The 25,889-nt window shown below is 46.6% G+C and carries 23 protein-coding genes; 21 read left to right on the plus strand and 2 right to left on the minus strand.

Annotation, left to right across the window (positions count from 1 at the left end; all coding sequences use genetic code 11):
- The 21 genes from ACSSVF_RS12495 (at nt 1) to ACSSVF_RS12595 (ending at nt 24,935) form a co-directional block, all read left to right on the plus strand.
- Nucleotides 1-1,149, plus strand: coding sequence for an N-acetyl sugar amidotransferase (locus tag ACSSVF_RS12495; RefSeq protein ID WP_492403853.1), 1,149 nt, complete (start codon nt 1-3; stop codon nt 1,147-1,149).
- Nucleotides 1,146-1,772 (plus strand): imidazole glycerol phosphate synthase subunit HisH, encoded by a 627-nt coding sequence (hisH, locus tag ACSSVF_RS12500; protein ID WP_492403855.1) that lies wholly within the window; start codon nt 1,146-1,148, stop codon nt 1,770-1,772. Before ACSSVF_RS12495 ends, hisH (ACSSVF_RS12500) begins: the two co-directional genes overlap by 4 nt.
- The gene (gene hisF, locus ACSSVF_RS12505) at nt 1,766-2,542 is read left to right on the plus strand and encodes an imidazole glycerol phosphate synthase subunit HisF (protein WP_442586208.1); all 777 of its coding nucleotides are present in this window, start codon (nt 1,766-1,768) and stop codon (nt 2,540-2,542) included. Before hisH (ACSSVF_RS12500) ends, hisF begins: the two co-directional genes overlap by 7 nt.
- Before the next feature lie 54 nt (nt 2,543-2,596).
- Nucleotides 2,597-4,057: a UDP-2,4-diacetamido-2,4,6-trideoxy-beta-L-altropyranose hydrolase gene (gene pseG / locus ACSSVF_RS12510; RefSeq protein ID WP_492406353.1), complete on the plus strand. Its 1,461-nt coding sequence runs from the start codon at nt 2,597-2,599 to the stop codon at nt 4,055-4,057.
- 3 nt (nt 4,058-4,060) lie between these two features.
- Nucleotides 4,061-5,113 (plus strand): pseudaminic acid synthase, encoded by a 1,053-nt coding sequence (gene pseI / locus ACSSVF_RS12515; RefSeq protein ID WP_492403856.1) that lies wholly within the window; start codon nt 4,061-4,063, stop codon nt 5,111-5,113.
- Between the two features lie 6 nt (nt 5,114-5,119).
- Complete coding sequence (locus ACSSVF_RS12520) at nt 5,120-6,547, plus strand: hypothetical protein (RefSeq protein WP_492403858.1); 1,428 nt, start codon at nt 5,120-5,122, stop codon at nt 6,545-6,547.
- 9 nt (nt 6,548-6,556) lie between these two features.
- The gene (hisH, locus tag ACSSVF_RS12525) at nt 6,557-7,165 is read left to right on the plus strand and encodes an imidazole glycerol phosphate synthase subunit HisH (protein WP_492403859.1); all 609 of its coding nucleotides are present in this window, start codon (nt 6,557-6,559) and stop codon (nt 7,163-7,165) included.
- Nucleotides 7,162-7,938 (plus strand): AglZ/HisF2 family acetamidino modification protein, encoded by a 777-nt coding sequence (locus ACSSVF_RS12530; protein WP_492403860.1) that lies wholly within the window; start codon nt 7,162-7,164, stop codon nt 7,936-7,938. The genes hisH (ACSSVF_RS12525) and ACSSVF_RS12530 overlap by 4 nt, the downstream gene beginning before the upstream one ends.
- Entirely contained in the window at nt 7,935-9,068 is a 1,134-nt protein-coding gene (locus ACSSVF_RS12535) for an N-acetyl sugar amidotransferase (RefSeq protein ID WP_492403861.1), read from the plus strand. Before ACSSVF_RS12530 ends, ACSSVF_RS12535 begins: the two co-directional genes overlap by 4 nt.
- Nucleotides 9,065-9,913 (plus strand): class I SAM-dependent methyltransferase, encoded by an 849-nt coding sequence (locus ACSSVF_RS12540; RefSeq protein ID WP_492403862.1) that lies wholly within the window; start codon nt 9,065-9,067, stop codon nt 9,911-9,913. The genes ACSSVF_RS12535 and ACSSVF_RS12540 overlap by 4 nt, the downstream gene beginning before the upstream one ends.
- Nucleotides 9,914-9,922: 9 nt before the next feature.
- A complete protein-coding gene (locus ACSSVF_RS12545; RefSeq protein WP_492403863.1) occupies nt 9,923-11,119 on the plus strand; it encodes a glycosyltransferase family 4 protein in 1,197 nt (398 codons plus the stop codon).
- A 213-nt stretch (nt 11,120-11,332) separates the two neighbouring features.
- Complete coding sequence (locus tag ACSSVF_RS12550; RefSeq protein WP_492403865.1) at nt 11,333-13,660, plus strand: hypothetical protein; 2,328 nt, start codon at nt 11,333-11,335, stop codon at nt 13,658-13,660.
- 1 nt (nt 13,661) lies between these two features.
- The gene (locus ACSSVF_RS12555; RefSeq protein ID WP_492403867.1) at nt 13,662-15,095 is read left to right on the plus strand and encodes a hypothetical protein; all 1,434 of its coding nucleotides are present in this window, start codon (nt 13,662-13,664) and stop codon (nt 15,093-15,095) included.
- On the plus strand, nt 15,092-16,324 hold the full coding sequence (locus tag ACSSVF_RS12560; RefSeq protein ID WP_492403868.1) for a glycosyltransferase family 4 protein: 1,233 nt from the start codon (nt 15,092-15,094) through the stop codon (nt 16,322-16,324). The genes ACSSVF_RS12555 and ACSSVF_RS12560 overlap by 4 nt, the downstream gene beginning before the upstream one ends.
- A 1-nt stretch (nt 16,325) precedes the next feature.
- Nucleotides 16,326-17,204, plus strand: coding sequence for a dTDP-4-dehydrorhamnose reductase family protein (locus ACSSVF_RS12565; protein ID WP_492403870.1), 879 nt, complete (start codon nt 16,326-16,328; stop codon nt 17,202-17,204).
- Entirely contained in the window at nt 17,197-18,207 is a 1,011-nt protein-coding gene (locus ACSSVF_RS12570) for a polysaccharide biosynthesis protein (protein WP_492403872.1), read from the plus strand. Before ACSSVF_RS12565 ends, ACSSVF_RS12570 begins: the two co-directional genes overlap by 8 nt.
- A complete protein-coding gene (gene wecB / locus ACSSVF_RS12575; RefSeq protein WP_492403874.1) occupies nt 18,200-19,333 on the plus strand; it encodes a non-hydrolyzing UDP-N-acetylglucosamine 2-epimerase in 1,134 nt (377 codons plus the stop codon). Before ACSSVF_RS12570 ends, wecB begins: the two co-directional genes overlap by 8 nt.
- Nucleotides 19,334-19,336: 3 nt before the next feature.
- Nucleotides 19,337-20,233: an NAD-dependent epimerase/dehydratase family protein gene (locus ACSSVF_RS12580; protein WP_442586192.1), complete on the plus strand. Its 897-nt coding sequence runs from the start codon at nt 19,337-19,339 to the stop codon at nt 20,231-20,233.
- Between the two features lie 2 nt (nt 20,234-20,235).
- On the plus strand, nt 20,236-20,808 hold the full coding sequence (locus ACSSVF_RS12585) for a sugar transferase (RefSeq protein ID WP_492403876.1): 573 nt from the start codon (nt 20,236-20,238) through the stop codon (nt 20,806-20,808).
- A 21-nt stretch (nt 20,809-20,829) separates the two neighbouring features.
- On the plus strand, nt 20,830-22,749 hold the full coding sequence (locus tag ACSSVF_RS12590) for a polysaccharide biosynthesis protein (RefSeq protein ID WP_492403878.1): 1,920 nt from the start codon (nt 20,830-20,832) through the stop codon (nt 22,747-22,749).
- A gap of 287 nt (nt 22,750-23,036) precedes the next feature.
- Nucleotides 23,037-24,935, plus strand: coding sequence for an ATP-binding cassette domain-containing protein (locus ACSSVF_RS12595; protein ID WP_492403880.1), 1,899 nt, complete (start codon nt 23,037-23,039; stop codon nt 24,933-24,935).
- A gap of 120 nt (nt 24,936-25,055) precedes the next feature.
- Here the strand turns inward: ACSSVF_RS12595 and ACSSVF_RS12600 are convergent, their stop codons facing one another.
- Nucleotides 25,056-25,538, minus strand: a complete 483-nt coding sequence (locus tag ACSSVF_RS12600; RefSeq protein ID WP_442586188.1) for a flagella synthesis protein FlgN — start codon at nt 25,536-25,538, stop codon at nt 25,056-25,058.
- 4 nt (nt 25,539-25,542) lie between these two features.
- Nucleotides 25,543-25,860: a flagellar biosynthesis anti-sigma factor FlgM gene (gene flgM / locus ACSSVF_RS12605; protein WP_442586187.1), complete on the minus strand. Its 318-nt coding sequence runs from the start codon at nt 25,858-25,860 to the stop codon at nt 25,543-25,545.
- Nucleotides 25,861-25,889 lie beyond the last annotated feature (29 nt).

Here is a 25,889-nt window from a genome sequence, read left to right on the forward strand (position 1 = left end):
ATGCTTAAATATTGCGTACGTTGCGTGATGCCGCACACCAAACCAGACCTTCATATTGATGAAGAAGGTATATGTAATGCATGTCGCTCAATTGAAAAAAGAAAAGAAGTTGACTGGGACCAACGGCACCAGGAACTACTGACAGTACTCGAGAAATACCGCAAGAATGGTAGCAACTGGGATTGTATCGTGCCGGTGAGCGGTGGCAAAGACAGCACCTATCAGGTTATCCGCATGCTTCAGCTGGGGCTTAACCCATTGTGCGTGACCTCAACTACCTGTGACCTGTCAGAGATTGGCCGTAAAAATATCGAGAATATAAAAAAACTGGGGGTGGATTATGTTGAGTTCTCCCCTAACCCATTGGTCAGGGCAAAACTGAATAAAATCGGGCTGGTTGAGGTGGGCGATATCTCCTGGCCTGAGCATGTAGGTATTTTCACCATTCCAGTACGCGCAGCGGTTCAATACAACGTGCCATTGATTGTCTGGGGAGAAAACCCTCAAAATGAATACGGTGGCCCTGCCGCAGCATCGGATAACAACACCTTGACCAGACGCTGGCTTGAGGAGTTTGGCGGCCTGCTGGGTATGCGTGTAGCCGATCTGACTGAAAGCTATGGCATTGAAGCAAGACATCTCCTGCCTTACCAATACCCTAGTGATGAAGAATTACAACGCGTGGGCGTGACCGGGCTTTTCCTAGGCCACTATTTACCCTGGGATGGGCTATCCAATGCATTGATTGCCCAGGCCAATGGATTCGTTACTTTTGATCAGCCGGTTGAAGGCAGTATGGTTAATTACGAGAATTTGGACAATCACCAAACCGGCATCCATGATTATTTTAAATACCTGAAATTCGGCTTTTCACGCGCAACCGACATTGCCTGCCTGCATGTGAGGCGCAACCGGATTACCCGCCAGGATGCACTTGAGATTGTGAAAGCCCGTGACGGTAAATTCCCATGGACATACCTTGGCAAGCCTATTGAGAAGATTCTGGAACCATTGGATATGTCGGTCGATGAATTTATCAAAATATGTGACAAGTTCACGAACAAAAAGATTTTTAAGAAAGATGCTTCAGGCAGCCTGATTAAAGATAAATACGGCAATTTAGAGAAACTCAATTACGACAACGCATGAAAGTCGCGATTATAAATTACGGGATGGGCAATTTAGGTTCCGTACGGCGCTCTTTTGAAGAGGTTGGTGCAGACGTAGTGATTGCAAATCACCCATCAACCTTGTACGAGGCAAATAGAATTGTTTTGCCTGGTGTGGGGGCTTTCCCTGAAGGGATGTCGCACCTGACCAAAGGGGGCTGGGTTGAAGCCTTGCAAGAAACGGTATTGCAGCAAAAAAAACCTTTGCTGGGAATTTGCCTGGGCATGCAGATGCTGGCAGATAGTGGCGATGAAGGGGTAGAAACGCCAGGACTGGGACTCATTGCAGGCACAGTAAAAAGAATTGAACAGCTGGGCTGCGATCAACGCGTGCCTCATATGGGTTGGAATGAAGTGCATTATCATGATGCTAAACATGCATTGCTCCAGCATATTCCCGATAGTTCAGATTTTTACTTTGTGCATAGTTATGCTTTTGAGACCAAACATGCTGAAGATTTGTTGGCGACGACGCAATATGGCAGCGCGCTGACAGCCATCGTCGCCAAAAACAATGTATTTGGCTGCCAGTTCCATCCTGAAAAGAGCTCCAAGGCTGGCAGGCAATTGCTTAAAAACTTTATGGCGTATGCATCATGTTAAAAGTAAGAGTCATTCCAACCTTGTTGTGGAAGGACTTTGGCCTAGTCAAAGGCGTTGGCTTCGATAGCTGGCGCCGGGTGGGTTCGGTATTACCGGCCATCAAAGTTTACAACTCCAGAGATGTGGATGAACTGATTGTGGTGGACATCACCGCATCCCATGAGAAAAATGCGCCTGACCACGAGTCAGTAGCAGATTTTGCTGAAGAATGTTTTGTACCCCTGACAGTTGGCGGAGGAATCACGCGGCTGGATGAAGTACTGCACTTACTGCATGCGGGGGCTGATAAAGTTTCAATGAATACAAGCGCTTATACAGACCCCAGCCTAATTGATCAGGTTGCAGGAAAGTTTGGTGCACAATGCGTGGTCGCAAGCATCGATGTCAAACTTGATGCGAATGGCGTTTACAAATGTTTTAGCCATGCCGGCTCAATTGATACAGGCAAAGACCCGGTGACCTGGGCGCGTGAACTGGTTGATCGTGGCGCAGGTGAGATACTGCTCACTTCGATTGACAGGGATGGCACAATGCAGGGGTATGACCTGGCGCTCACCGAACAGGTGACACGAGCGGTCAATGTGCCTGTGATCGCATCCGGCGGTGCTGGCAATTATCAACATATGATTGATATCGTCACGCAGGCAGGTGCTTCAGCTGTGGCTGCTGCCAGCATTTTTCATTTCACTGAACAGACACCCGCTGGAGCAAAACAGGCAATGAAAGCAGCAGGTATTGCTATCAGAGAAAACTTTGTGAGCTACCCCTAAGTGAAGATCCTGTTTCGTACCGATGCATCTGCCGAGATAGGCACCGGGCATGTCATGCGCTGTAGCACATTGGCTGAAGAGCTGCATGCGCAAGGTGCTTATGTACATTTTGTATGCAGGCGCTTGCCAGGCACGCTGCAAAGCATGTTGCTGGACAAAGGCTTTACTGTCTCGCTATTGGACCAGATTCCAGAGAGCTCAGAAAAAAACGACGCGCTATTACCTCACTCTCATTGGCTTGATATCTCGCAGTCTGAAGACGCCTCGGCTACTTTAAATGTCATTCAAGGTGATCATTTCGACTGGACTATTGTAGATCATTACGCGCTGGATAAAACCTGGGAAGCAGCGATGCAGCCAGTGACCCATAAAATCATGGTTATTGATGACCTCGCAGACCGGGAACATGCGTGCAATCTCTTGTTTGACCAGAATTTCCATCTAGATCAACACCACAGGTATCAGCATTTGGTACCTAAAGATTGCCGCATGCTGATAGGCCCTGAATATGCACTGCTAAGAAACGAGTTTAAAACATGCAGAACGCGAGCAGGCATTCGCAGTGGTAGCGTAAAATCCATATTGGTTTTTTTTGGTGGTGTCGATCAGTTCGATTTCACCAGTAAAGCGGTACTGGCATTAGCAAACATATGTGATGCAGATTTAACGGTAGATGTTGTCATTGGTGCTCAGCATCCTGCGCGCGAAGCTTTAATCGCATCATGCGCCGCTCACGGCTTTAATCTGCACATACAGACCAGCCAGATGGCAGAGTTAATGCTTAAGGCTGACCTGTCGATTGGTGCAGGTGGCGGTGCAGTATGGGAGCGTGCATGCCTGAAGTTGCCAACAATCAGTATCGCAATTGCAGAGCACCAAGTCAGCCAATTAAATGACCTGTCTCAAACCGGTATGATTTATTCGTTTGACAGCCATGATGTGACACCACTTAAAATACAAAAACATGTGGAAGCCTTAATAGAAAACCAAGCGCTGCGCCACCTGCTTTCAGTCAACTCAGCCGCACTGGTAGATGGGGCAGGCACAACAAAAGTAGCACGCATTTTACTCACAACGGCACATTTGCGTATGAGACTGGCGACGATTGCAGATGAACAAAATTTGTACGAGTGGAGAAACCATCCAACAATCAGGGCAGTTTCTTTTAACCAGCAAGCGATTACCCTTGAGCAGCATACACAATGGTTTAGAAATACACTTTCTAACCCGCAAAGGCTATTACTGATTGGTGAGCTGAAAGAAAAGCCGGTCGGTGTTGTAAGATTCGATATTGATGGAAGCTCAGCCGAAGTATCCATTTATTTAATCCAAGAAAAGCATCATAAAGGCTTGGGGCAATCACTGCTAAGCAGTGCGGAACAATGGCTCAAAGAAAATAAAACGAATATCTCTGTGATCAAGGCCAACGTCATTGAAGAAAACAGCATTTCACAGCGTTTTTTTACGCAAGCTGGTTACAAGCCTGTCTCCCGCAGCTATGAGAAAGTACTTTAAAACATGAAACAAGCTATTTCGATCGGCCATCACGCTATTGGAGCCGGGCACGCCCCATTTGTGATTGCAGAAATGTCAGGAAATCATAATCAGTCTTTGGATCGCGCCCTTCAGATCGTTGAAGCTGCTGCAAAAACCGGTGCCCATGCGCTTAAAATCCAGACTTACACGCCTGAAACCATGACGCTTGATTTGGATGAAAGAGAATTTCATATTGCGGATGCTGGCAGCTTATGGAATGGCACATCCTTATACAAGCTTTATGGTGAAGCTTATACGCCGTGGGAATGGCACAAGCCTATTTTTGACAAAGCAGCCGAGCTGGGCATGCTTGCCTTTAGCACACCGTTTGACGAGACCTCTGTAGATTTCCTCGAATCACTCAATGTGCCCTGCTACAAAATTGCTTCATTCGAAAACACTGACCTGCCCTTAATCCGCAAAGTGGCAGCGACCGGAAAACCGTTGATCATCTCGACAGGCATGGCCTCGATTGCCGAGTTAGACGACACGGTGCGCGCAGCACGAGAGTCTGGCTGCGAACAATTGATCTTATTGAAGTGCACCAGTACTTATCCTGCCACACCTGAGAACACCAACATTCTTACCATTCCACATCTCAGAACACTGTTCGATTGTGAAGTCGGGCTGTCAGACCATACCATGGGTGTTGGTGTATCAGTGGCCAGTGTCGCCCTCGGTGCCACGGTGGTTGAAAAGCATTTTACACTCGACCGCTCAGAAGGTGGCGTCGACAGCGCTTTCTCGATGGAACCGGCTGAAATGGCGCAATTAGTGGTCGAAACTAAACGCGCCTGGCAAGCCCTTGGCAAAGTCAGTTATGGCGTCACGCATGCAGAAAAAAAATCGCTGCAATTCCGCCGTACACTTTATATTGTGGAAGACATGAAAGCTGGTGATGTGCTTTCCCCAACGAATTTAAGAGCTATCAGGCCGGGGCTGGGCCTGGCACCAAAATATTTATCTGTATTTTTAGGTAAGACATTAACCAAAGACTGCCCAAGAGGGACACCACTTAGCTGGGATCTCATCTAATCAGCCATGATAAGTTTGCAAGATATTCTTGAAGTCGAGAATGACTCGGCCTTGCTTGATGTCAAGTGCACTCAGACCGGGCTTTTATTATGGCCATTGGTTCGCCAGGAAGTCATCCAGTGGGTGATTTCCGAACAGGTATATAAAACCGCGGCTTTGATCAACCTGTCGCCACACGTACAGAGCCGGACAAAAGCCATGAGCGCACTGCTAAAAGCCGCGTGGCACAACCTGACATTTCCTGCACAAACCAGCCCTATCCTGTTGATGGCAACCGGTGCTGGCCTGATCACAAAAAATGGCCAGCTGTTTAATCGGCTTAGCGATTATTTTGCATTGCAACATCATGAAAAAACGCTGGTGATTGAAGATTTATTCAACTGGAACTGGCCTGAAAACAGGGCGAACAACAAGGTGATGTACCACACACCGACCCAGGTAAAGATGTCTATATACTCAAACTTGAAAGTGACGCACAAGCATGTGTCGCTGGCAAAGCAATTGCTTGATATATTTACATTGAATCTTAAGCATCAACTTGGCATCACTTTGCCAGAACACATTTATCAGCTGGTACAGCGCAGATTATCGAAAAAAATCGCCATTTTGCCTGTCAGAAAACAGTTTTACCAAACACTCTTGGGTAAGCTGAAACCGACCTTGCTGGTAAAAGAAGAAGCCTGTTATGGACATTCCGGTGTCATTAACCATACAGCAAGGGAAATGGGCATTTATGTGGCTGAATACCAGCATGGTGCCATCAATGCCGGACACGATGCCTATAACCATGCTGCCAGATTAATCACAGACAAGGCCTATCAGTCGTTATTGCCAAATGCCCTGTTAAGTTACGGGGAATGGTGGCATCAATATATCAACCTGCCTGTTGAAAAGACAGTGATAGGCAACCCGCACAGATCAGAAAGACTTGCAGTAACCTCTGTCGGGCAAATGAATAAAAATGAAATCCTGGTGCTGGGAGATGGGATAGAGACTGGAATGTACCTTGAGCTCGCGGTTTTTTTATCCAAAAACCTGCCCGCATTCAAAGTCGTTTTCAGACCGCACCCCTTAGAACGGCAGAAGCTGGCTGAAATATTGTCATCGACTAGCCTGGATAAACTCACAATAGACTCGCGTCTGGATATCTACGATTCGTTTAGAAGCGCACATGTGGTCATTAATGAGGTTTCAACCGGCCTGTTTGAAGCAGTTGGATTGGTAGACCGCGTATTGATCTGGGATACAGCAAAATCCAGATTCTACTTTCCGCATCATCCATTTGAGTCGTTTACTGATAAAGAAGACCTGCTTTCAAAAGTACGACAGCCGGATCAAGGGCTGGTCGCCCCCGCTCAGGCCGAAAAGATATGGGCAAGTGGCTGGAAAGAGAACTACCAGCACTTTGCCAGGGAGCACTTGATAAATGTATAGGGATTTCGTTTGATAGCCATCATAGATTACGGTATGGGCAATGTTGGCTCCGTATTTAATATGTTACGCAAACTGCGTAGCAAGGTCATTATTACCAGCAAGCCTGAAGAAATCGAGGCAGCTGACAAGTTGATTTTGCCTGGTGTAGGGCACTTTGACCGTGGCATGGCCAATTTAAAGGCTTCCGGTTTAATTGAACTGCTCAATGCGCAGGTTCTGGAGCAACAAAAACCGGTGATGGGCATTTGCCTGGGCATGCAGATGATGACGCGTGGTAGTGAAGAAGGCAGTTTACCGGGCTTGGGCTGGGTGGATGCTGAGACGCGCAAATTCTTACCTGTTGATAATCTCAAAATTCCACACATGGGCTGGAACCATATCTCTGCCCAGCCTGATCGCAAGTTATTTGACTCTGCGACACCGGAACCCACACGTTTTTATTTTGTACACAGCTATTATGTGCAAGCCGACAGGCATCAAGATGTAGCGGCCTATTGCCATTACAGCCATGATTTTGTCGCGGCATTTGAAGTCAATAATATTATGGGCGTGCAATTTCACCCTGAAAAAAGCCATATGTTTGGGATGAACCTGTTCAGAAAGTTTGTGGCGCTATGAACGGCTTGTTTAACCGTGTCATCCCTTGCTTGCTACTACAGGATGGTGGTCTGGTTAAAACCAGGCAATTTGGCCATCCCAAATATGTCGGCGACCCAATCAATGCAGTGCGCATATTCAATGATAAATATGTCGATGAACTGATATTCCTGGATATTCGAGCCTCCCGTTTAAATCTTGAACCTGATTACGACCTGATTGAACGCATTGCGGGTGAGTGCTTTATGCCACTTTGCTATGGTGGCGGTGTAAAAACGCTGGCGCAGGCAAAAAAACTGGTCGCACTCGGCGTTGAAAAGATTGCCATTAACAGTGCGTTCATCCACGACCCTCAGCTGATTCAACAGCTAGTCGCTGAATTGGGTGCTCAAAGTGTCGTGGGTGCCATCGACATCAAGCGCAACTTCTGGGGCCATGAGCGCGTCTATGACGCCAGCCGCCAGCGCCTGACAGCGCTTGAGCCTGAGGCACATCTCAAACAGCTCATCGCCGCGGGTGTAGGTGAGATTATGATCAACGATGTTGAGCGTGATGGCATGTTCATTGGCTACAACATTGAACGACTGAAACGCCTTTCTCAAGTCTGCAGCGTGCCCTTGGTGGCTTGTGGTGGTGCGCAAAGCCTGGATGATATGCAACAGGCTTTCGACAACGGCGCATCTGCTGCGGCAGCAGGCAGTATGTTTGTATTTTATGGCCCACATCGTGCGGTGTTGATTACTTACCCTGAATACGCCCAGATCAGAAAACTGTTTGCAGGAAATGCTTTATGACCAGACCATTACAAGAATGTACCCGCTGTGTAATGGATGAAAGTGCTTCAGAGATCACTTTTGACCAGGCAGGCAAATGCAATTACTGCACCGAGACATTAATCAAGCTGAAAAACTTTCAGCCTGCCAGCAAAGAGGCGCTACAGGACAAATTTAACCAGCTGATTGCCGAAATCAAACTGGCCGGCAAAGGCAAACCTTATGACTGCATTATCGGTGTTAGCGGCGGCGCAGACAGTGCTTACGCTTTGTACATCGCAAAACGCAATGGTTTGCGGCCGCTGGCAGTACATATGGATAATGGCTGGAACTCAGAACTGGCTGTCAATAACATTGAGAATCTTGTGAGAAAACTGGACGTGGATTTATATACACACGTTATCAACTGGCATGAATACCGTGCCTTGCAGCAGGCTTTTTTTGACGCAGACGTGATCGATATTGAATTGCTGTATGACAATGCCATGCTCGCAGTCAATTATCGGCTGGCAGCTAAATACGGAATTAAACACATCCTCGCGGGCACAAACACCACGACCGAAGGCATGAGGATGCCCAAAGGTTGGAACTGGTTCAAATTTGATCAAACCAACATCAGGGCCATTGCCAGAAAATCTCATGCGAAACTAAACAGCATGCCTACTTTAAGCGTGTTGAGTTACGCCTGGTATCGATTTGTGCGTGGCATCCAATGGCTGGATTTCCTGGATTATATTGATTACCACAAACCAACATGCCTGGCAGAGATACAAGAAGAAATCGGCTATCGGCCCTACCCTTATAAACATTATGAATCTATCTTCACCCGCTTCTACCAGGGCTACCTTTTGCCTCAGAAATTTGGGGTTGATAAAAGACGTTTGCATCTTTCAACCCTCATCTGCTCAGGGCAAATGACAAGAGCAGAGGTTAAAGAGCTTCTTGCACACTCCCCCTACCCGGATGAAGATGATCTGAAATCAGACATTGATTATTTTCTGAAAAAAATGAAATGGTCTGAGCAAGATCTGGCAGACTACATAACCAGGCCAGCGAAATCACATGCTGATTACGCTTCAGAATACCTGCAAGCTCAAAAATTAAAAAAAATGTATCTAGCTTTTATTAATTTACTTAAGGGGAAGAAATGAGTGAATCGTCAATATTGCTTAAAAGCGATATCAAGTTTTTTATTAAAAATTTTCTAAAAAAGACACTGGGTATACAAATAAAAAAAGTACGCAAAGAGGATGCCCGCATCAAAAGTAAAGTGTCAGTCAGTGCAATTAAAAAACTGATCAGGGACAAAGGATTCGCTGTTACAGATGGGCAGGCTTCCTGGTTTTATACCGCTTACGAAAGAGGCGATCTAGATCCGCTGACAAACTTTGCCATGACATTCCTGGAAACAAACATCGATAAAAAAGCGCCCATCCTGATCACAGGTTGCGGTACCGGGATCATGGCATTCCATCTTGCAGATGCTGGTTACACGAACATTGCAGGTTTTGATTATCTGAATGAATGCGTCGATGTTGCCCAGCAAGTTTCCACCATAGGCAATTACAACATCACTTTTTATCAGGATGATGGTTTTAACCCTAAAGACACTGGTCAAAAGTATGATGCCATCACGGCTTTGCATTGGGTATTTTCTGCCTGGATGGGCAATTATGGTAATAAAAAGCTACCTGCTGAAAAAGTAGCATCTGCCGACTTCAGAGAAGAGTTACTGACTGATTTCTTGCAAAAATATTCGGCCTTATTAAATAAAAATGGGGTCTTGATTCTCGAATTGACCGATGCAGTGAGCGATTACCGCATTCCAACAGACCATTATCTGGGTGAACTTTCAAAAGACATTTATCCGATAAGACACTCGCCAGAACAAGTTAAAAAATGCGCTGCGCTAGCCAATTTGTCAGTCATCTCAACAAATCTAAGTGTCTTGTATGGCCATCATCCTAGAGCACAATACATTCTTAGAAAACTATAAGTAATTGTGATGAGAGTGTTATATCTGCATCCCGCTGGCGCATTCGGAGGGGCTTCTAAAAGCCTGATCGAGTTGTATGTGACGGCAAAAAAACAGGGAAATATCGAGGCCGTCGTACTGACACCAAGTGGGACGGCGCCAACCGCTTTTGAAAAGGCGGGTATGCAAGTGGTAGAAACCATAGGCTTATCGCAATTTGATCACACCCGATATGGCTACTATCGCCATTTAAGATGGATAATTCTGCTCCGTGAATTGCTTTATTTCCCGGTCACTTTGCTTGCTTTACTCAGTTTGAGCAGGACACAAGCGGATTTCGACCTTATCCATGTGAACGAAATCACATTATTGCCAACAGCACTTCTGGCAAAATGGGTGTTTAAACTGCCTATGGTTTTTCATGTACGTTCAGTACAACACCCGGATCAAACCAGCTGGCGTACACGCCAGGTATTCAAACGACTTAACACACTTGCCAGCACAGTGATTTGCATCGATGAAACCGTGCGCGCCTCTGTGCCCACCTGGCTGAAAACCACAGTCATTCATAACGGCATCAGTATAGCCTCTGGTATTGCTCAGCCTCGAACTCATACAGAGATTGTCAACGTTGGCATGGCCGGCGTCCTGTTACGTTCCAAAGGCGTGTATGAATTTTTGCAGGCCGCAGCCATTCTCGTAAATGATAGGCAAAGGAAGGTCCATTTTACGATTGCCGGTGAAAATGCAAGAGAGACTTCCGGGTTAAAGCAATGGCTGCTAAAAAAACTGGGCTTTTATGAAGATGTGCTTGCAGAAGCCAAACAAATCGTTAAGGAAAATGGACTCGAATCAAACGTGACTTTCAAAGGCTTTCTGCCAGACATTCGAAAGTTTTACCCAGGTATGGATGTGATTTGCTTCCCGTCACACCTGAATGCCTGTGGCAGACCGGTGTTTGAAGCAGCGCTGTTTGGAATCCCTAGTGTAGTCGCTATCCAGCATCCGCTGGAAGATGCCATTATTCATGGCGTGACTGGGTTGGCGATTGATCATCCGTCACCAGTATTATTAGCGGATGCAATTGATACCCTGGTACTTAACCAGAGTTTGAGAAGTACATTAGGCCAGCAGGCACAGGATTGGGCGCTTGCCCATTTCTCTATTGAAAATAGCGCGACCCAACTTATTAACATATATTATTATATTTTAAAAAAAATAAAATAACTCCTACTTTCCTCAGTGCTTACTTTGCTCAACGCCTACTCTGCTAAAATATAATTGGCGGCAAGATAATTTGCTGAGCTGATCTCACAGCGATGCTCTTATAGAAAAAAAACAGGAAATCACAAAAAAGATGATCCTGTCGAAAAATACTGATCAATCGCAATGCTAAAACTCTCTTATTTCCCATTCGCACTCATGTCCAGCAACTTGGCCATGACCGGCCTTTTAATTGTTTGCGGCCTTGCAGGCTTAAACGAACTGGCAGCCGACATTGCGATCACCCAAGCCGTTACCCTTGCTTTATTTAGTGCATTTTCAGCCAATGCAAGAAATCTTATTTTAAAAAGTACCTCGCCCTTAGTAGCAAACCAGCTACTTTACTATCGGCTTATTTTTTTACTGCCTCTGCTAGCCCTTGCCTACTGGCTTTCATCCATATCCAATGTAAATGCGCTTATTGCGCTTATTTTGCTGTTACGCAGATCGATTGAGTGGCTGGATGAAATATTCCTGTCAGAAATGGAACGGCTCAATCATAAAAAAATAGCTTTCCAATATTTTGTGATGCAATCGCTACTACTGGCTTTTGCATTAGTCTGGTTATTGGCCAACATGCCCTTCCCCTTATTTGGCATATTACTTTGGGCAATTTCGCCGCTTTGCTTAAGCGGGCGTTTTTATTTACGCATGCCGGATACCCGCCTGAATCAGCTGTTCGGCATCGTCAGAAAAATCTCGCCGCATATTGGATCAACTGCCGTAATTGGCATCACTGTTTATGTTTTCCGGCTGCTGATGGTTGATTTGCTAGGAAAGGCTGTCGCAGGTGATTTGTTTGTAGCGTTTGCGATCGGGGGCATTTTGGGGTCCGTCATTGCCAACGCGTTTGGTCCAACGATGGTGTTTGCTCAAAAGGAGAACAATAATATTCAATACCCGAAGTTGTTAAAAATCTTGATGGCTGTATTTTTCATCATGGGTGTATGCCTGATTTCCACATCGTCCATGCTCACGCTTTTTAACAAGCCGCCTTTATTCTGGCAAGCGGTGGGTTTATCCATGATAGGGGCTGTGCCTATGGTGATGGCGCAATTGACCCGCCATCGGCTGTTACAAACACACGACGACCATGATTTATTTGGCCCGGATGTTTTAATGAACGTATTTCTGGTCGCCATAATGCCACTGGTTTATTACCTGCTGGGCATTCAGTGCATGGCAGCCATGTATTTGTTCAGCTCGGTATTGGCCTGGTTGTTTTATAAAAGCTATGAGTCTTATGAGCTCGGCCATCTGGCACATTGGAGAAAAACCTTTGCGCAGATGACGCCGCTACTTGTGTGTTTACTGGTCTTGCCGGTTTTCTTTCAGTTTGGTTCTGGCATTTTCACTGCACCAGATCTCTTTTTCGATAGCAATCGTTCCATCTCAAGGCTGCCATTTCCTTTTTCAATCATGGCTAACTTTGCGATTTTATTGGGTATTGGCGCTTTCTCGCGTGCCAGGGTCTCATTGCTATTCATCTTTGTTTCTTTTGTGCTCATGACGGTTGCCGTGGTGATCAGCACGCCGGCAGCTACACTGGCGCAAGAATCCAAGTTTATTCAAATTGCACAATTCACCTTGCCGATGTTTGCACTGATTTCCGGCCAATTCTTTGAAGAGAACAAAAACCCGTCAGCATTCAGTTTTGAGCAGGTGTTTTTTTACACAATACTATTTGTAGTGTCTTTACAGCTCGTATCCACCTTACTTGCGGGTTCGGCAACATTATTGCCATCGCTAAAAATATTTAGCATCTATCAATACTTGCACTATGTACCTGTCATGTTCATCATCAGTTACACCTTTATTTTCGAGCGGTTATGGCGCGATACCTTCAAGCCGACATTACTACTGTTGTTATGGGTACTGCTGGCAATCTATTCAGTCATGACAGGCTCACTGTTCATTGTCGCGACCTATATCCTTTGCATGCTGTCTTATGTGGTTTTCTTCGGTAAATTGAAACAACATAAACCGTTAAAAGCCTTTTTAGGCATGCTTGTCATTTCCATCACGCTGTTTACCTACCATCAGCATTTCAACTTGACGAAAAACGTTGATTTAGCCGCCGGCCCGGTCAGCATGGTCACCAAAGTGCAGTATGGATGGAATCAGAAATCGGATGGCTGGGGAAGTCATTTAGAGGCAATATATCAACATCCTCAAACATTTTTAGTAGGTCATTCACATATTTCAGCGCGCGGAAGCGCCGCCAGCCCTCACAACTACTACCTGGATTTCATTTATAATTTTGGCGTGGTAGGGCTATTGCCATTATTCGCGCTGATCGTATTTACCGTTTACAAAACGTGGACTGAATACAGGCAAGTCATTTGCAACTCACACCTCTTGTACCCGTTGTTATCGATTGTATTTCTTCTGTTTATTGAAAATACCTTCTACATGGGGTTAAAGCAACCTTACCCCGGTATACTCAGTTTTTTCCTGTGGGGCGTTTACCTGAGCCGTTTAAATCAATATAAAAAAAGCAAATAAAATGAATCTTACCTACGCATCTTTAGCAGACAACAAATTATCAAAACCGCTTATTTATCTTTTTTGGGCGGCTATATTTCTACTCTATGTCATCAGTGCAGCCAAATACACAGGGCAAGCACATGTCTATTTGATATTTAGCATCACCTCTAATCTGTTGCTTTATTTTGGCTTTAGAAAGAATGCTGTTTTTTTCGATACTTTTATCGGGATTTTTTTCTGGATAGGGTTTTGGCTTAAATGCGCCATTAGGCTCATTTCCACCAACGGCATGTTTTATGTACCGGTTGGTCATTTTGATGGTTCAGCAGCGGCTTTCGATCAGGGACTACTTGTCAGCAGTGTCGCTTTTTTAGGGCTGCTGGTTGCAAGCCTGCTGAGAGAGCATTTTTTATTCAATTACCCGGAAAAAATCGATGCTGTAAAAACTGGTTTATTTGATTTTTACATTCGTTATCGCAAGTCAATCTGGGTTGCTTTTTTAGTACTGATTTTATTTATTGGAGCCAGTAATGTTTATCTTGGGATTTATCAGAGAGGGGGCATCACCAAAACAGTTTTGCCCTTTGGCCTGAATGGAGTATATAAATGGCTGCTTTTATTTGGCTTGGCATCTATTTCAGCAGTCATACTTTGGCTCGAATTCCAAATCAAAAAATCAACGACTATCACCGTCATTTTGTTAGCCTTAATTGAAGCATTCATTTCAAATGTCTCTCTTTTAAGCAGAGGAATGATTTTAAATTCATCTGCATTATTATATGGCATTCTAAAATGCTTAAAATTTGACACCATTACATTTAAATTGCGCCATATCATTCTCACGTTTTTTGTTTTTTCATTTCTTTTCATTAGTTCTGTTTATCTAGTCAACTTCTTAAGGGCTTCTCTTTTTAATGACTCTTACACTGATGAAGAGGTCGTTCAAGAGATGCACTCCAGTACGACACCGCTGTTTATCGACAGATGGGTAGGTATGGAAGGAGTATTGTCAGTTTCTAGTTATCCCAAGCTAGGCTGGCCTTTATGGAAAGAAGCCGTGAATGAGGTTTATGACGAAAACCAGACCAGCTTTTATGACAACAATTTCATTGAGTCCTCTTACGTAAAAACCGATAAAAGTAAACACCACTTTATTTCGTTACCTGGGATCGTCGCTTTTTTCTTTTATCCTGGTTCATTTGTGTTTTTGTTTTTTGCCATGCTGACCGTTGGGTTTGGTGCCGCTCTTATTGAGTGTGCCACTTATCAGCTTGGTGGAAAAAATGTGATCCTTTGTTCTTTGTTTGCGCAGGTCATCGCATTCAGGTTTGCAAGTTTTGGCTATGTGCCCAAGCAATCCTATTTACTGTTTGGCACATTAGTATTGAATATACTGATCATATTTCTTGCTAATAAATACATCTCGACGAAGCCCGCACGCCATTCAAAATGAAAGTGCTGATCGTCTCTCAATACTTCTGGCCTGAAAGCTTCAGAATCAATGAAGTAGCACGTGATTTGAAGCTTTCAGGCCACGAGGTAGAGGTACTCACAGGAAAACCTAATTATCCGGAAGGGATTTTTTATCAGGGATACAGCGGCGTAAAGCCGATGCAAGAGCGATGGAATGATATTCCTGTCCATCGACTGCCTATGATGGCAAGAGGCAAAAATAACAAATACAAACTGGTCCTGAACTATCTTTCGTTTATTTTTTCAGGCCTGTTATTTGGCCCATTGATGCTTCGTAAAAAGCAGTTTGATGTCATTTTCGTTTACGCGCCCTCGCCTATTTTCCAGGTGATTCCGGCCTCATTTATCGGGTGGTTGAAAAAAATACCGGTGGTATTGTGGGTGCAGGATTTGTGGCCGCAAAGTGTCTCAGCCACCGGGCATATTGAATCGAAACTTGCCTTGAAATTGCTTGAGAAAGCAGTCTCGTTTGCTTATCAGCATACTGATTTATTGTTGGCGCAGTCCAAGGCATTTATTCCGCAAATCAAGCGGCTCAGCCCACCTGACACACCGGTGAAGTATTTGCCTAACTCTGTCGACGACTCATTCCTAAGTCCTGTGGCTGAATATCAGGCATCCATCCAGGCACTGGAGACAGGCTTCAATGTGATGTTTGCAGGCAACATCGGTTCTGCACAGGCGATTGAAACCATTGTCGATGCCGCCGAGAAACTCAAATTAAATGCAGAGATCAAGTTTGTCATCCTTGGCCGTGGTAGCAAACTGGATTGGTTGCAAGCGCAGATTAGTAGCAGGAATCTGTATAACATTGTGCTTGCGGGCCATCATCCGGTGGAAGCCATGCCACATTTACTAAGGCAAGCCTCTGTCTTGCTGGTGACTCTGGCCAAACAGCCAATTTTTGAATTGACCATCCCCAGCAAGATACAGGCGTACCTAGCTTCTGGCAAACCGGTGATCGCCTGCCTGGATGGCGAAGGTGCGCGTGTCATCCGGGAAGCGCAAGCCGGGTTGACCGTGCCGGCAGAAAATGTAGATTTGCTGGTAGAGGCGATCATGCAACTGTATGAAACGCAGCAGAATGATTTAGAACAAATGGGGCTAAATGGACAAAACTATTTTAAAATGCATTTTCAGCATCATTTAGTCATGAATTCGCTTATCAGTCATCTGCAAGAAGCGATACAACAAAAACAGGGGCGTTAACTTGAGAGTTTTAATACTCGGGATCAGTGGCATGTTGGGCAGTGCCATGTTCCGTTTTTTTTCTGGAAAAGACACGCATGAGGTCTGGGGTACAGTCCGCAACAAAAGCAGTTTGCGTTTCTTCCCTGAGAAAGACCACGCCAATATCATCAGCGATGTGGACGTGCTTAACCACCACACGCTGGTAACCATTTTAGCGCAGGTGAAACCAGACTATGTCATCAACTGTATCGGACTGGTCAAACAATTAGCTGAAGTCGATGACCCGCTCATCACCTTACCGGTAAATGCTTTGCTACCTCATCATCTGGCAAAGTTATGTACTTTGGGCGGCGCCAAGCTGCTACAGATCAGCACTGATTGTGTTTTTTCCGGAAGCAAAGGCAATTACACTGAAAATGATGTTTCCGATGCCACTGACCTATACGGCAAGTCAAAATTCATAGGTGAACTGGCGTATGCGCATACCGTCACAGTCAGGACCTCTATCATAGGGCACGAGTTGCAAAGCAAGCATAGCCTGGTTGACTGGTTTTTATCCCAGAAGGAAACCTGCAAGGGCTACACAAAAGCCATTTTTTCTGGCTTGCCAACCATCACACTGGCTGAAATCATTCATGATGATATTCTGCCGAATACCCAACTCACCGGTGTGTATCATGTAGCTTCAAATCCTGTTTCAAAATTTGAGTTACTGTCACTTATCGCACTACAATATGATCAAAAAACGGCCATTGTCGAAGATAATAGTATCGTCATTGACCGCTCTTTAAACGCTGACAAGTTCAAGCTGGCGACAGGCTATGAGGCCCCTTCCTGGCCCATCCTCATAAAACAATTACATCAATACTATCAATCTTTAGGAAATCATCGTGTTTGATAATAAAGTGCTCATGATCACCGGTGGCACCGGCTCCTTTGGCAACACCGTACTCAAGCGATTCTTGTCTACAGATGTGCGCGAAATCCGCATTTTTAGCCGTGATGAGAAAAAGCAGGAAGACATGCGCATTGCGCTGAACAACAGCAAGCTCAAATTCTATATTGGCGATGTGCGTGACTACCACAGCATTTCTCAAGCCATGCAAGGAGTGGATTACGTATTTCATGCCGCAGCATTAAAACAGGTGCCTTCTTGTGAGTTTTACCCGATGGAAGCGGTGAAAACCAATGTCATGGGGACTGAAAATGTGATGAATGCGGCGGTTGCCAATCACGTAAGCCGCGTGGTGGTGTTAAGTACCGACAAGGCAGTCTATCCAATTAATGCCATGGGTATTTCCAAAGCGATGGCCGAGAAGCTGGTGGTTGCCAAAGCTCGCCTGCAACCAGAAAATAGCACCGTGTTTTGCTCAACGCGCTACGGCAATGTCATGGCTTCACGTGGTTCAGTGATTCCATTATTCGTGTCACAGCTCAAATCCGGCCAGCCTTTGACGATCACAGATCCGAATATGACGCGTTTCCTGATGTCACTGGAAGATTCGGTGGATCTGGTGTTATATGCATTCGAACATGGCAAGCAGGGGGATATTTTCGTGCAAAAAGCACCTGCTTCTACAGTGCAAGACCTGGCCGTTGCATTAAAAGAAATATTCAATCAAGCGGGCGATATACGCCTGATAGGCACGCGTCACGGTGAAAAACTGTATGAATCGCTGATCTCGAGGGAAGAAATGGCGCATGCGCAGGATATGGGTGGTTATTACCGCATCCCTGCTGATAACCGCGACCTGAACTATGCCAAATACTTTAGTGAGGGTGAAGAGAAGATTGCACAGTTTGATGACTACACTTCACATAATACGCAAAGATTGAACATTGAGCAGGTCAAAACGCTGTTGCTCAAACTGGATTACATACAGGAAGAATTAAATGCTTAAGGTGATGACCATTGTTGGCACGCGCCCTGAACTCATCAAGATGAGTCGCGTGATTGCCGCGTTTGACCAGCACACCAGGCATATTCTGGTACATACTGGCCAGAACTACGACTACGAACTCAATCAGGTATTTTTTGATGACTTAAGCATACGCAAGCCAGATCACTTTCTGGAAGCGGTGGGTGAAAACGCAGCGCAAACGATTGCACGTGTGATCGAGAAAGCAGATGAGGTATTTGCCATGGAGCAGCCGGATGCTGTGATGCTATATGGGGACACTAACTCCTGCCTGGCGGTGATTGCCGCCAAGCGACGTAAAATACCGGTCTTTCACATGGAAGCAGGTAACCGCTGTTTTGACCAGCGCGTACCGGAAGAACTGAACCGTAAAGTACTGGATCACCTGAGCGATATCAATATGGTGCTCACAGAACACGCGCGCAGATACTTGCTGGCAGAAGGTATTCGTCCGGAAACTATTATCAAAACCGGCTCGCATATGCGTGAGGTGCTTGATTATTACATGCCCAAGATTGCAGACTCTGATGTGTTAACTACGATGAAATTGGCATCTAAGCAGTTTTTTATCGTCAGTGCCCATCGTGAAGAAAATGTGGATAGCACGCAGAACCTGACTGACTTGCTCGAAACACTGAATGCCGTTGCTGAAACGTATGATCTGCCGGTGATCGTCTCAACCCATCCCAGAACGCAAAAACGCCTGGATGCCTTGGGTAAGCAAAACATACACCCTCAGATACAATTTATGAAGCCATTTGGTTTCTGTGATTACATCAAACTGCAGATGGAAGCGTTGTGTGTGATTTCAGACAGCGGCACGATCACAGAGGAAGCTTCCCTGCTCAACCTGCCGGCGATTACGATCAGAAACGCACACGAACGCCCCGAAGGCATGGATGTGGGCACTTTGATTATGAGTGGTCTGAAAAAAGAGCGGGTGCTGGATGCCATAAAAGTCACTATCGACCATCACGATGCTGATTATCGCACCGTGCATCCGGTCACTGATTATGAAAACCAGTTCGTGTCCACGCAAGTGCTGAAAGTCGTGCTGAGTTACGTCGACTATATCAATAGAACCGTGTGGTCAAAACCCCAAGTCTGATACATGAAGTTATTGATCACAGGTACAAGTGGATTTGTTGGCCAGTTTTTACAAAAAACATTAGCCGGGCAAGCACATCATGCAGTTACGCTAAGCCGCGGAACCACTGAAGACTTGCTAAAAGCTGAATCTTACCCAGGCGTTTATCAGCAAGTGGACACCCTGATTCACCTGGCCGGTCGTGCGCATGTGATGCACGAGACAGCTGAAGATATTTACCAGGCATATGCTGCCGTGAATATTGATTACACGCTTAAAGTCGCTGAACTGGCAAGGCGCTTAAAGATCAAGCGCTTTGTGTTTCTGAGTTCGGTAAAAGTGAATGGCGAGGCCTCCAGCCAACCGTTTACTGAAGCAGATACGCCAGCGCCACTGGATGCTTATGGCCAGACAAAGCTGGAAGCGGAAACTGCGCTAAAAGCATTCTGTGCAGCGAATGATATGGAATTAGTGATCATTCGCCCTCCCCTGATTTACGGGCCAGGCGTGAAAGCCAACTTCAGGCAATTAATTAAACTCTGTTTGCTACCGCTGCCCTTGCCATTTGCTGCGGTCCATAACAAAAGAAGCTTTATCAGCCTGGATAATCTGGCCGACTTTATTGTTTTGTGTAGCTGGCACCCCAAGGCGGCTGGTCAGACCTTTCTCATTTCAGATGGCGAAGATCTGTCTACAGCGACATTGATTAAAACCATACGGCAGGCTAGCAAGAAACATTCACTGCTTATCCCTTTACCGGCTGGGCTGCTGACGGTGCTATTCAAACTGATAGGCAAATCCAGCCTGGCGCTGCGATTAATGGGTTCGTTGCAGGTGGATATCACTAAAGCGAAAACATTGCTAGGGTGGCAGCCAAAAATCAGTTTCCATGAAGGTATTGTGCGGACATTAAAAGAATAACCATGTTGAAGAGACTACTCGATATTGTTCTGACGCTTAGCGGAGTCATTGTGTTACTTCCGTTTATGATTATCACTTATCTGCTGGTGAAACTGACTTCTGCCGGACCGGCTTTGTACTGGAGCCAGCGTGTCGGTCGCCAAAACCAGCTGTTCCTGATGCCAAAATTCCGCTCCATGCGCATAGGCACACCTCAAATCGCCACACACTTAATGAATCAAATAGCCAACCCTGATGCGTTTTTGACGCCTGTCGGTAGTTTTATCCGCAAGACCAGCCTGGATGAATTGCCACAGCTATGGAGTGTGCTAAAAGGGGATATGTCTGTTGTCGGCCCACGTCCGGCCCTGTTTAACCAGGATGACTTGATCAGCCTGCGCACAGAAAAGAACGTGCATACCCTGAAACCAGGGATGACCGGCTGGGCACAAATCAATGGCCGTGACGAGATTCCTATCCCTGCAAAAGTGACGCTGGATGCTTATTATCTTACGCATCAATCCCTGTGGCTGGATTTTAAAATCATCCTGTTGACCATACTCAAAGTGTTAAGACGTGATAACATCACTCATTAATTTCTAATAATAAACGTTTAAATGCTCAAACTCCCTGTTCGATTTTTATCCGGGCTTGCCTACCTGCACGATGGGCTGGCATTGGCGTTGGCGTGGTGGATAGCGTTTTTATTTCGCTTTAACTTTGAAGTCCCGGGTGCGTACCAAGGCTATTTTTTAGAGAGCCTGCCTGGCGTCTTTCTTTTTTATAGCATCTGTTTTTATGTGCTGGGGCTTTACCGTGGCCTCTGGCGCTTTGCCAGCCTGCCTGATTTGAAGCGTATCGTGCGCGCGATTGCTTTTGGTGCCCTGCTCACGGCCAGTTTTGCTTTAGTGGCACATCCGTCTATCATCATTCCAAGATCAGTGCTGTTCATACACCCGATGTTACTGGTGATCATGATGGGCGGCAGTCGCTTCCTCTATCGCTCGTGGAAAGAAAGACGTTTATTCAACACTGTCGCCGCACAAGGTAAGCCAGTCATCGTCATTGGTGTGGAAGACAGCTCGCTTAATCTGATTAAAGAATTAAGCAAAAGCCCGGAATGGCGCGTGGTGGCGATGATAGACCCGAATGGCAAGCTGGTTGGCCGTGAGATCATGCATACCAAAGTGGAAGGCAGTTTGCAGGATATTCCACAAATTGCAGAACGCCATGGTTCATTGCATTGCATGATCGCGATGCCTGGCAGCCGCCACGAGAAACGCCGCCAGGCGGTCGAGGCAGCCCGTCAGGTCGAAGGCATGGAGGTGTTGACCTTGCCGGCGATGTCAGACCTGATCAGTGGCCGTGTCAGTTTGTCGCAGATCCGCAAGATCGATGTCGAGGATTTGCTGGGACGTGATGTCGTACAACTGGATACGCATGAGCTGAGCGCCATGCTGGCGAATAAAGTAGTGCTGGTTTCAGGGGCTGCGGGTTCTATCGGTTCAGAGCTATGTCGGCAGATTTTAAGCTTCCATCCGACACAGCTTGTATGCCTGGATATTTCAGAATATGCACTTTATACCTTGCAACAAGAATTCAGCCAGTGGACGACGGATACAGAGCTGGTTTATGTCGTCGCCGATGTAAAGAACCGCGTACGCATCCAGCGGGTCCTACAAAACCATCGGCCAGATGTGGTACTGCATGCCGGCGCATATAAACATGTGCCTATGATGGAGCATTTCAATGTGGTCGAAGCGTTACAGAACAATGCTTATGGCACCTATCAGATCGCATCAGCATGTCAGGCAGCCAGGGTGCCTACGTTCGTACAAGTTTCAACCGATAAGGCCGTTAACCCGACCAATGTGATGGGCGCTAGTAAACGCCTGGCCGAGCTGATTTGCCAGGGCTTGCAGCATAGTGAAAAATCGGTGACCCGCTTTATTACCGTGCGCTTTGGCAATGTGCTAGGTAGCAGTGGCAGTGTGATCCCTAAGTTCCGCGAACAGATCGCGCACGGCGGCCCAATTACCATTACTCATCCGGAAATCACGCGTTACTTCATGTCTATCCCTGAGGCGGCACAATTAGTGTTGCAAGCGGCCACCATGGGCAACGGCGGTGAAGTATTCGTGCTCGATATGGGCACGCCGGTCAAAATCATAGACCTGGCGCGCGACATGATTAAGTTGTCCGGACTGCAGGAGCATGATATCCAGATTGAGTTCACCGGTTTGCGCCCGGGCGAAAAACTATACGAAGAGCTGCTGGCGGACGATGAAAACACGTTGCCTACCAGTCACGAAAAATTGCGCATCGCGCAGGCGCGTACGGCTGATAGTGTTTGGTTAGCCAACCTGCTTGAATGGTTGACCAATAGCCCGCATTTAGCTGAATCACAGCTTAAACAGGATTTACAGCGCTGGGTAGAAGAGTATCAGCCTGATACACGTCCGGCACCAAGCATTTCCTTGCGCGGCGAAACCCTGTCTCTAGATACCCTGCCGTCCCCTTCGCAGCAGATTCACTGATAGCGCACACTCCCAACAGGTTAACCTGGCCGTTGGGAGATACTTGGTTGAGCCAAGCCTACTTTTGACAGCGAATAAACAAGACCGGCAATAACATCATTAAAGAATGGGTTAATGGCACATCAACCTAATCCCACCTGCCGATAAGCCGCGATTGCTTGCCTAAAAAGCATATCGAGCGCGCTATGCCCCCATATACTTTTTTATTTACGCATTAAGCGTAGTCTATGGTTTGATGTCGTTTACAATGTCGGACCCACTCAACAACCTCTGCACCAACGCCCTTTATGCCTCATATTACGCTTGATAATGCTAGCTTAGCATTCGGTCATCATGCCTTGCTTGCCCAAGCTTCATTTCAATTAGACCCCGGCGAACGCGTCGGTTTGATTGGCCGCAATGGTGCAGGTAAATCAAGTTTACTTAAAGCGATTGCGGGCACTATCAAACTGGATGAGGGAACCGTATGGCGGGCTCCTAGCGTACGCGTCGTCTATGTGCCGCAAGAACCCGAACTGGACGATAAGCACACCGTATTTGAAGCGGTCGCAGAAGGCCTGGGCAGCTTGCAGCAAACCATCATAGACTACCACCAGGTCACCCATGACATGGGTATGCCCGACGCAAACATTGAAGCGCTGATGGAACACATGCAAGCATTGCAGCATGAAATGGATGCGCAAAATGGCTGGGTAGCGCAATCACGTGTCGAGACCGTGCTCAGCCGCCTGAAACTGGATGCCGATGTATTGGTCTCCACACTGTCTGGTGGCTGGCGTAAACGCGTTGCACTCGGGCGTGCCCTGGTAGCAGAGCCAGAAGTGCTATTACTGGATGAACCGACCAACCACCTGGACCTGGAAGCCATCGAGTGGCTGGAAGATTTGTTATTGGGGTTTAATGGCAGTGTGTTGTTCATTACCCATGACCGCCGTTTCCTGGACAAGCTCGCCACACGCATCACCGAACTGGACCGTGGCAATCTGACCGACTTTGTCGGCAACTTTTCGCAATATCAGATTAAAAAAGAAGAGCTGCTCGCGGTTGAAGAAACCCATGCGGCTAAATTTGATAAGTTTCTGGCACAGGAAGAAGTCTGGATCCGCCAGGGGATCAAGGCGCGTCGTACACGTAATGAAGGCCGCGTGCGGAGACTGGAAGCGCTACGCCTGGACCGCGCAGCCAGACGTGAGCGTCAGGGCGATGTCAAACTCAACCTGGACGCGGGCGAACGTAGTGGAAAGCTGGTAGCAGAGCTTGATCGTGTTTATAAATCCTATGGCGATAAAGCATTGATCAAAGGCTTCAGCACCCGTATTTTACGTGGCGATAAAATTGGTTTACTCGGCCCGAACGGTATCGGTAAATCGACGCTATTGAAACTTATTCTGGGCGACATTGAAGCAGATAGTGGCGACATCCAGCGCGGCACAAAAGTGAATGTGGCCTATTTTGACCAGATGCGGGAGCAGCTGGATGAAGAAGCCACATTGGCTGACACCATCAGCCCGGGTTCAGACTTTGTGGAAATCGGTAATGAGCGTAAACATGTCATCAGCTACCTGGAAGACTTCCTGTTTCCACCACAACGCTCACGTTCACCAGTAAAATCCCTTTCCGGTGGCGAACGCAACCGTTTACTATTGGCACGCCTGTTTGCCCGCCCTGCCAACGTACTTGTGCTGGATGAGCCGACCAATGACCTGGATATTGATACCCTGGAGTTGCTGGAGAATCTGTTACAGGATTACACAGGCACCCTGTTCCTCGTCAGCCATGACCGTGCTTTCCTGGAAAACACCGTTACACAAGTGATTGCTTTTGAAGGACAAGGCAAGTTAACCGAATTCGGTGGTGGATACGATGACTGGTTAAGATTCAGCCAGGATAGGAGTAGCAAAACAGCTCCTACGCCTAAAGCACCGGCCGCGCCCACATCACCGCCCCCTACGGCAACCACGCGGAAAACCTTGAGTTTCAAGGAGCAACGTGAACTGGAGACCTTGCCGGGAGAGATTGAAGTACTAGAACAGGAACAAGCCGCGATTCAAGCACAATTTGCGCAAGGCGATATTTATAAACAGGCGCCAGACCAGGCAAAAGTGTTGCAGGATAGACTCAGTGAGATTGAAGCATTGATATTGCAGAAACTGGAACGCTGGGAAGCGCTGGAAAAACAGCAGTAACCCAGCACGATACGCGCGAAATCCGCACGGAATCAATTGCTTAGCGGATCTAAACCACGCAATCTGTATTAAAAAAGCCGAATCGATTTGATTCGGCTTTTTTGATTAAACGGGAAACACTTACACAGAGAAGCTGGCGCGTGCGCTGTTGCCACCACGTGACTGGCCATTTTTGCCATACAGTTGTGTGCTATTCGTCGTATTGCCTTGCAACACATCCAGTTTTTCCTGGTTGCGCTGGAAGTGCTTATTGATCAGTACACCATTCAGGCGATTAAGCTCTTTTGCTTGCGCCAACTGTTTCTGGAAATTGATCCAGGCATCATCCATCACTGGGCTGGAACGTAATTCCAGCCATTTGGACATCCCGTTTTCATTTGCCTCAAAGCCTGCCGCCGCCAGCGCTGCATAGCGTTGGTTGGCAGCTTCGCCCAAGGATTGCAACAGTTCCACCCGTTTGTCTACCATCTGTTCAATGGTATCAAGGTCAGCAGAAACCAATGCCGTTTGCTCGTTATGCAAATCCTGAATCAACTCGGCCACAAGGGTGGCATCGGCTTCAAAACTAATGGCCGGAACTGAAGTGCGATTTGCATTACTCATAACGTCATCCTTTATTCGGTTGTATCAAATCTTTAACGGTTTGCAGTAAACCATCCGCCACTTTGGCAGTGTCTACCGAGAAATCACCACGCGCAATCGCTGCTTTAATCTCTTCCACTTTATTGGTGTCAAAGACTTCACCGTTAGCCAGACCGGCTTCCAGTGATTGCAACTGCACCGAAGCCGCTGACAAGGTCACATTATCTGACGATGCGTTGGACGAAGTAGCAGATGCTTTTTCGCTGCTTTTGCTGTTGCTGCTTTTATCTAATACCGGTTTATCAACGGTACCAAGTTTCTTAATGGAGTCTGAAATATTCATGCCGTGCCTCTGTCTCTGTCTATCTGGTT

The organism is Methylophilus sp. E2MeOHC9, assembly GCF_058744375.1.

Bases quoted from the DNA above. Each gene is read 5' to 3' on its own strand.
- ACSSVF_RS12595 (WP_492403880.1), top strand. From the start codon at position 23,037: ATGCCTCATATTACGCTTGATAATGCTAGCTTAGCATTCGGTCATCAT.
- ACSSVF_RS12560 (WP_492403868.1), top strand. From the start codon at position 15,092: ATGAAAGTGCTGATCGTCTCTCAATACTTCTGGCCTGAAAGCTTCAGA.
- ACSSVF_RS12520 (WP_492403858.1), top strand. From the start codon at position 5,120: ATGATAAGTTTGCAAGATATTCTTGAAGTCGAGAATGACTCGGCCTTG.
- ACSSVF_RS12545 (WP_492403863.1), top strand. From the start codon at position 9,923: ATGAGAGTGTTATATCTGCATCCCGCTGGCGCATTCGGAGGGGCTTCT.
- ACSSVF_RS12550 (WP_492403865.1), top strand. From the start codon at position 11,333: ATGACCGGCCTTTTAATTGTTTGCGGCCTTGCAGGCTTAAACGAACTG.
- pseG (WP_492406353.1), top strand. From the start codon at position 2,597: ATGCGCTGTAGCACATTGGCTGAAGAGCTGCATGCGCAAGGTGCTTAT.
- ACSSVF_RS12600 (WP_442586188.1), bottom strand. From the start codon at position 25,538: ATGAGTAATGCAAATCGCACTTCAGTTCCGGCCATTAGTTTTGAAGCC.
- ACSSVF_RS12590 (WP_492403878.1), top strand. From the start codon at position 20,830: ATGCTCAAACTCCCTGTTCGATTTTTATCCGGGCTTGCCTACCTGCAC.
- ACSSVF_RS12495 (WP_492403853.1), top strand. From the start codon at position 1: ATGCTTAAATATTGCGTACGTTGCGTGATGCCGCACACCAAACCAGAC.
- ACSSVF_RS12585 (WP_492403876.1), top strand. From the start codon at position 20,236: ATGTTGAAGAGACTACTCGATATTGTTCTGACGCTTAGCGGAGTCATT.
- ACSSVF_RS12535 (WP_492403861.1), top strand. From the start codon at position 7,935: ATGACCAGACCATTACAAGAATGTACCCGCTGTGTAATGGATGAAAGT.
- ACSSVF_RS12580 (WP_442586192.1), top strand. From the start codon at position 19,337: ATGAAGTTATTGATCACAGGTACAAGTGGATTTGTTGGCCAGTTTTTA.
- wecB (WP_492403874.1), top strand. From the start codon at position 18,200: ATGCTTAAGGTGATGACCATTGTTGGCACGCGCCCTGAACTCATCAAG.
- pseI (WP_492403856.1), top strand. From the start codon at position 4,061: ATGAAACAAGCTATTTCGATCGGCCATCACGCTATTGGAGCCGGGCAC.
- ACSSVF_RS12540 (WP_492403862.1), top strand. From the start codon at position 9,065: ATGAGTGAATCGTCAATATTGCTTAAAAGCGATATCAAGTTTTTTATT.
- hisF (WP_442586208.1), top strand. From the start codon at position 1,766: ATGTTAAAAGTAAGAGTCATTCCAACCTTGTTGTGGAAGGACTTTGGC.
- flgM (WP_442586187.1), bottom strand. From the start codon at position 25,860: ATGAATATTTCAGACTCCATTAAGAAACTTGGTACCGTTGATAAACCG.
- ACSSVF_RS12530 (WP_492403860.1), top strand. From the start codon at position 7,162: ATGAACGGCTTGTTTAACCGTGTCATCCCTTGCTTGCTACTACAGGAT.
- ACSSVF_RS12555 (WP_492403867.1), top strand. From the start codon at position 13,662: ATGAATCTTACCTACGCATCTTTAGCAGACAACAAATTATCAAAACCG.
- hisH (WP_492403855.1), top strand. From the start codon at position 1,146: ATGAAAGTCGCGATTATAAATTACGGGATGGGCAATTTAGGTTCCGTA.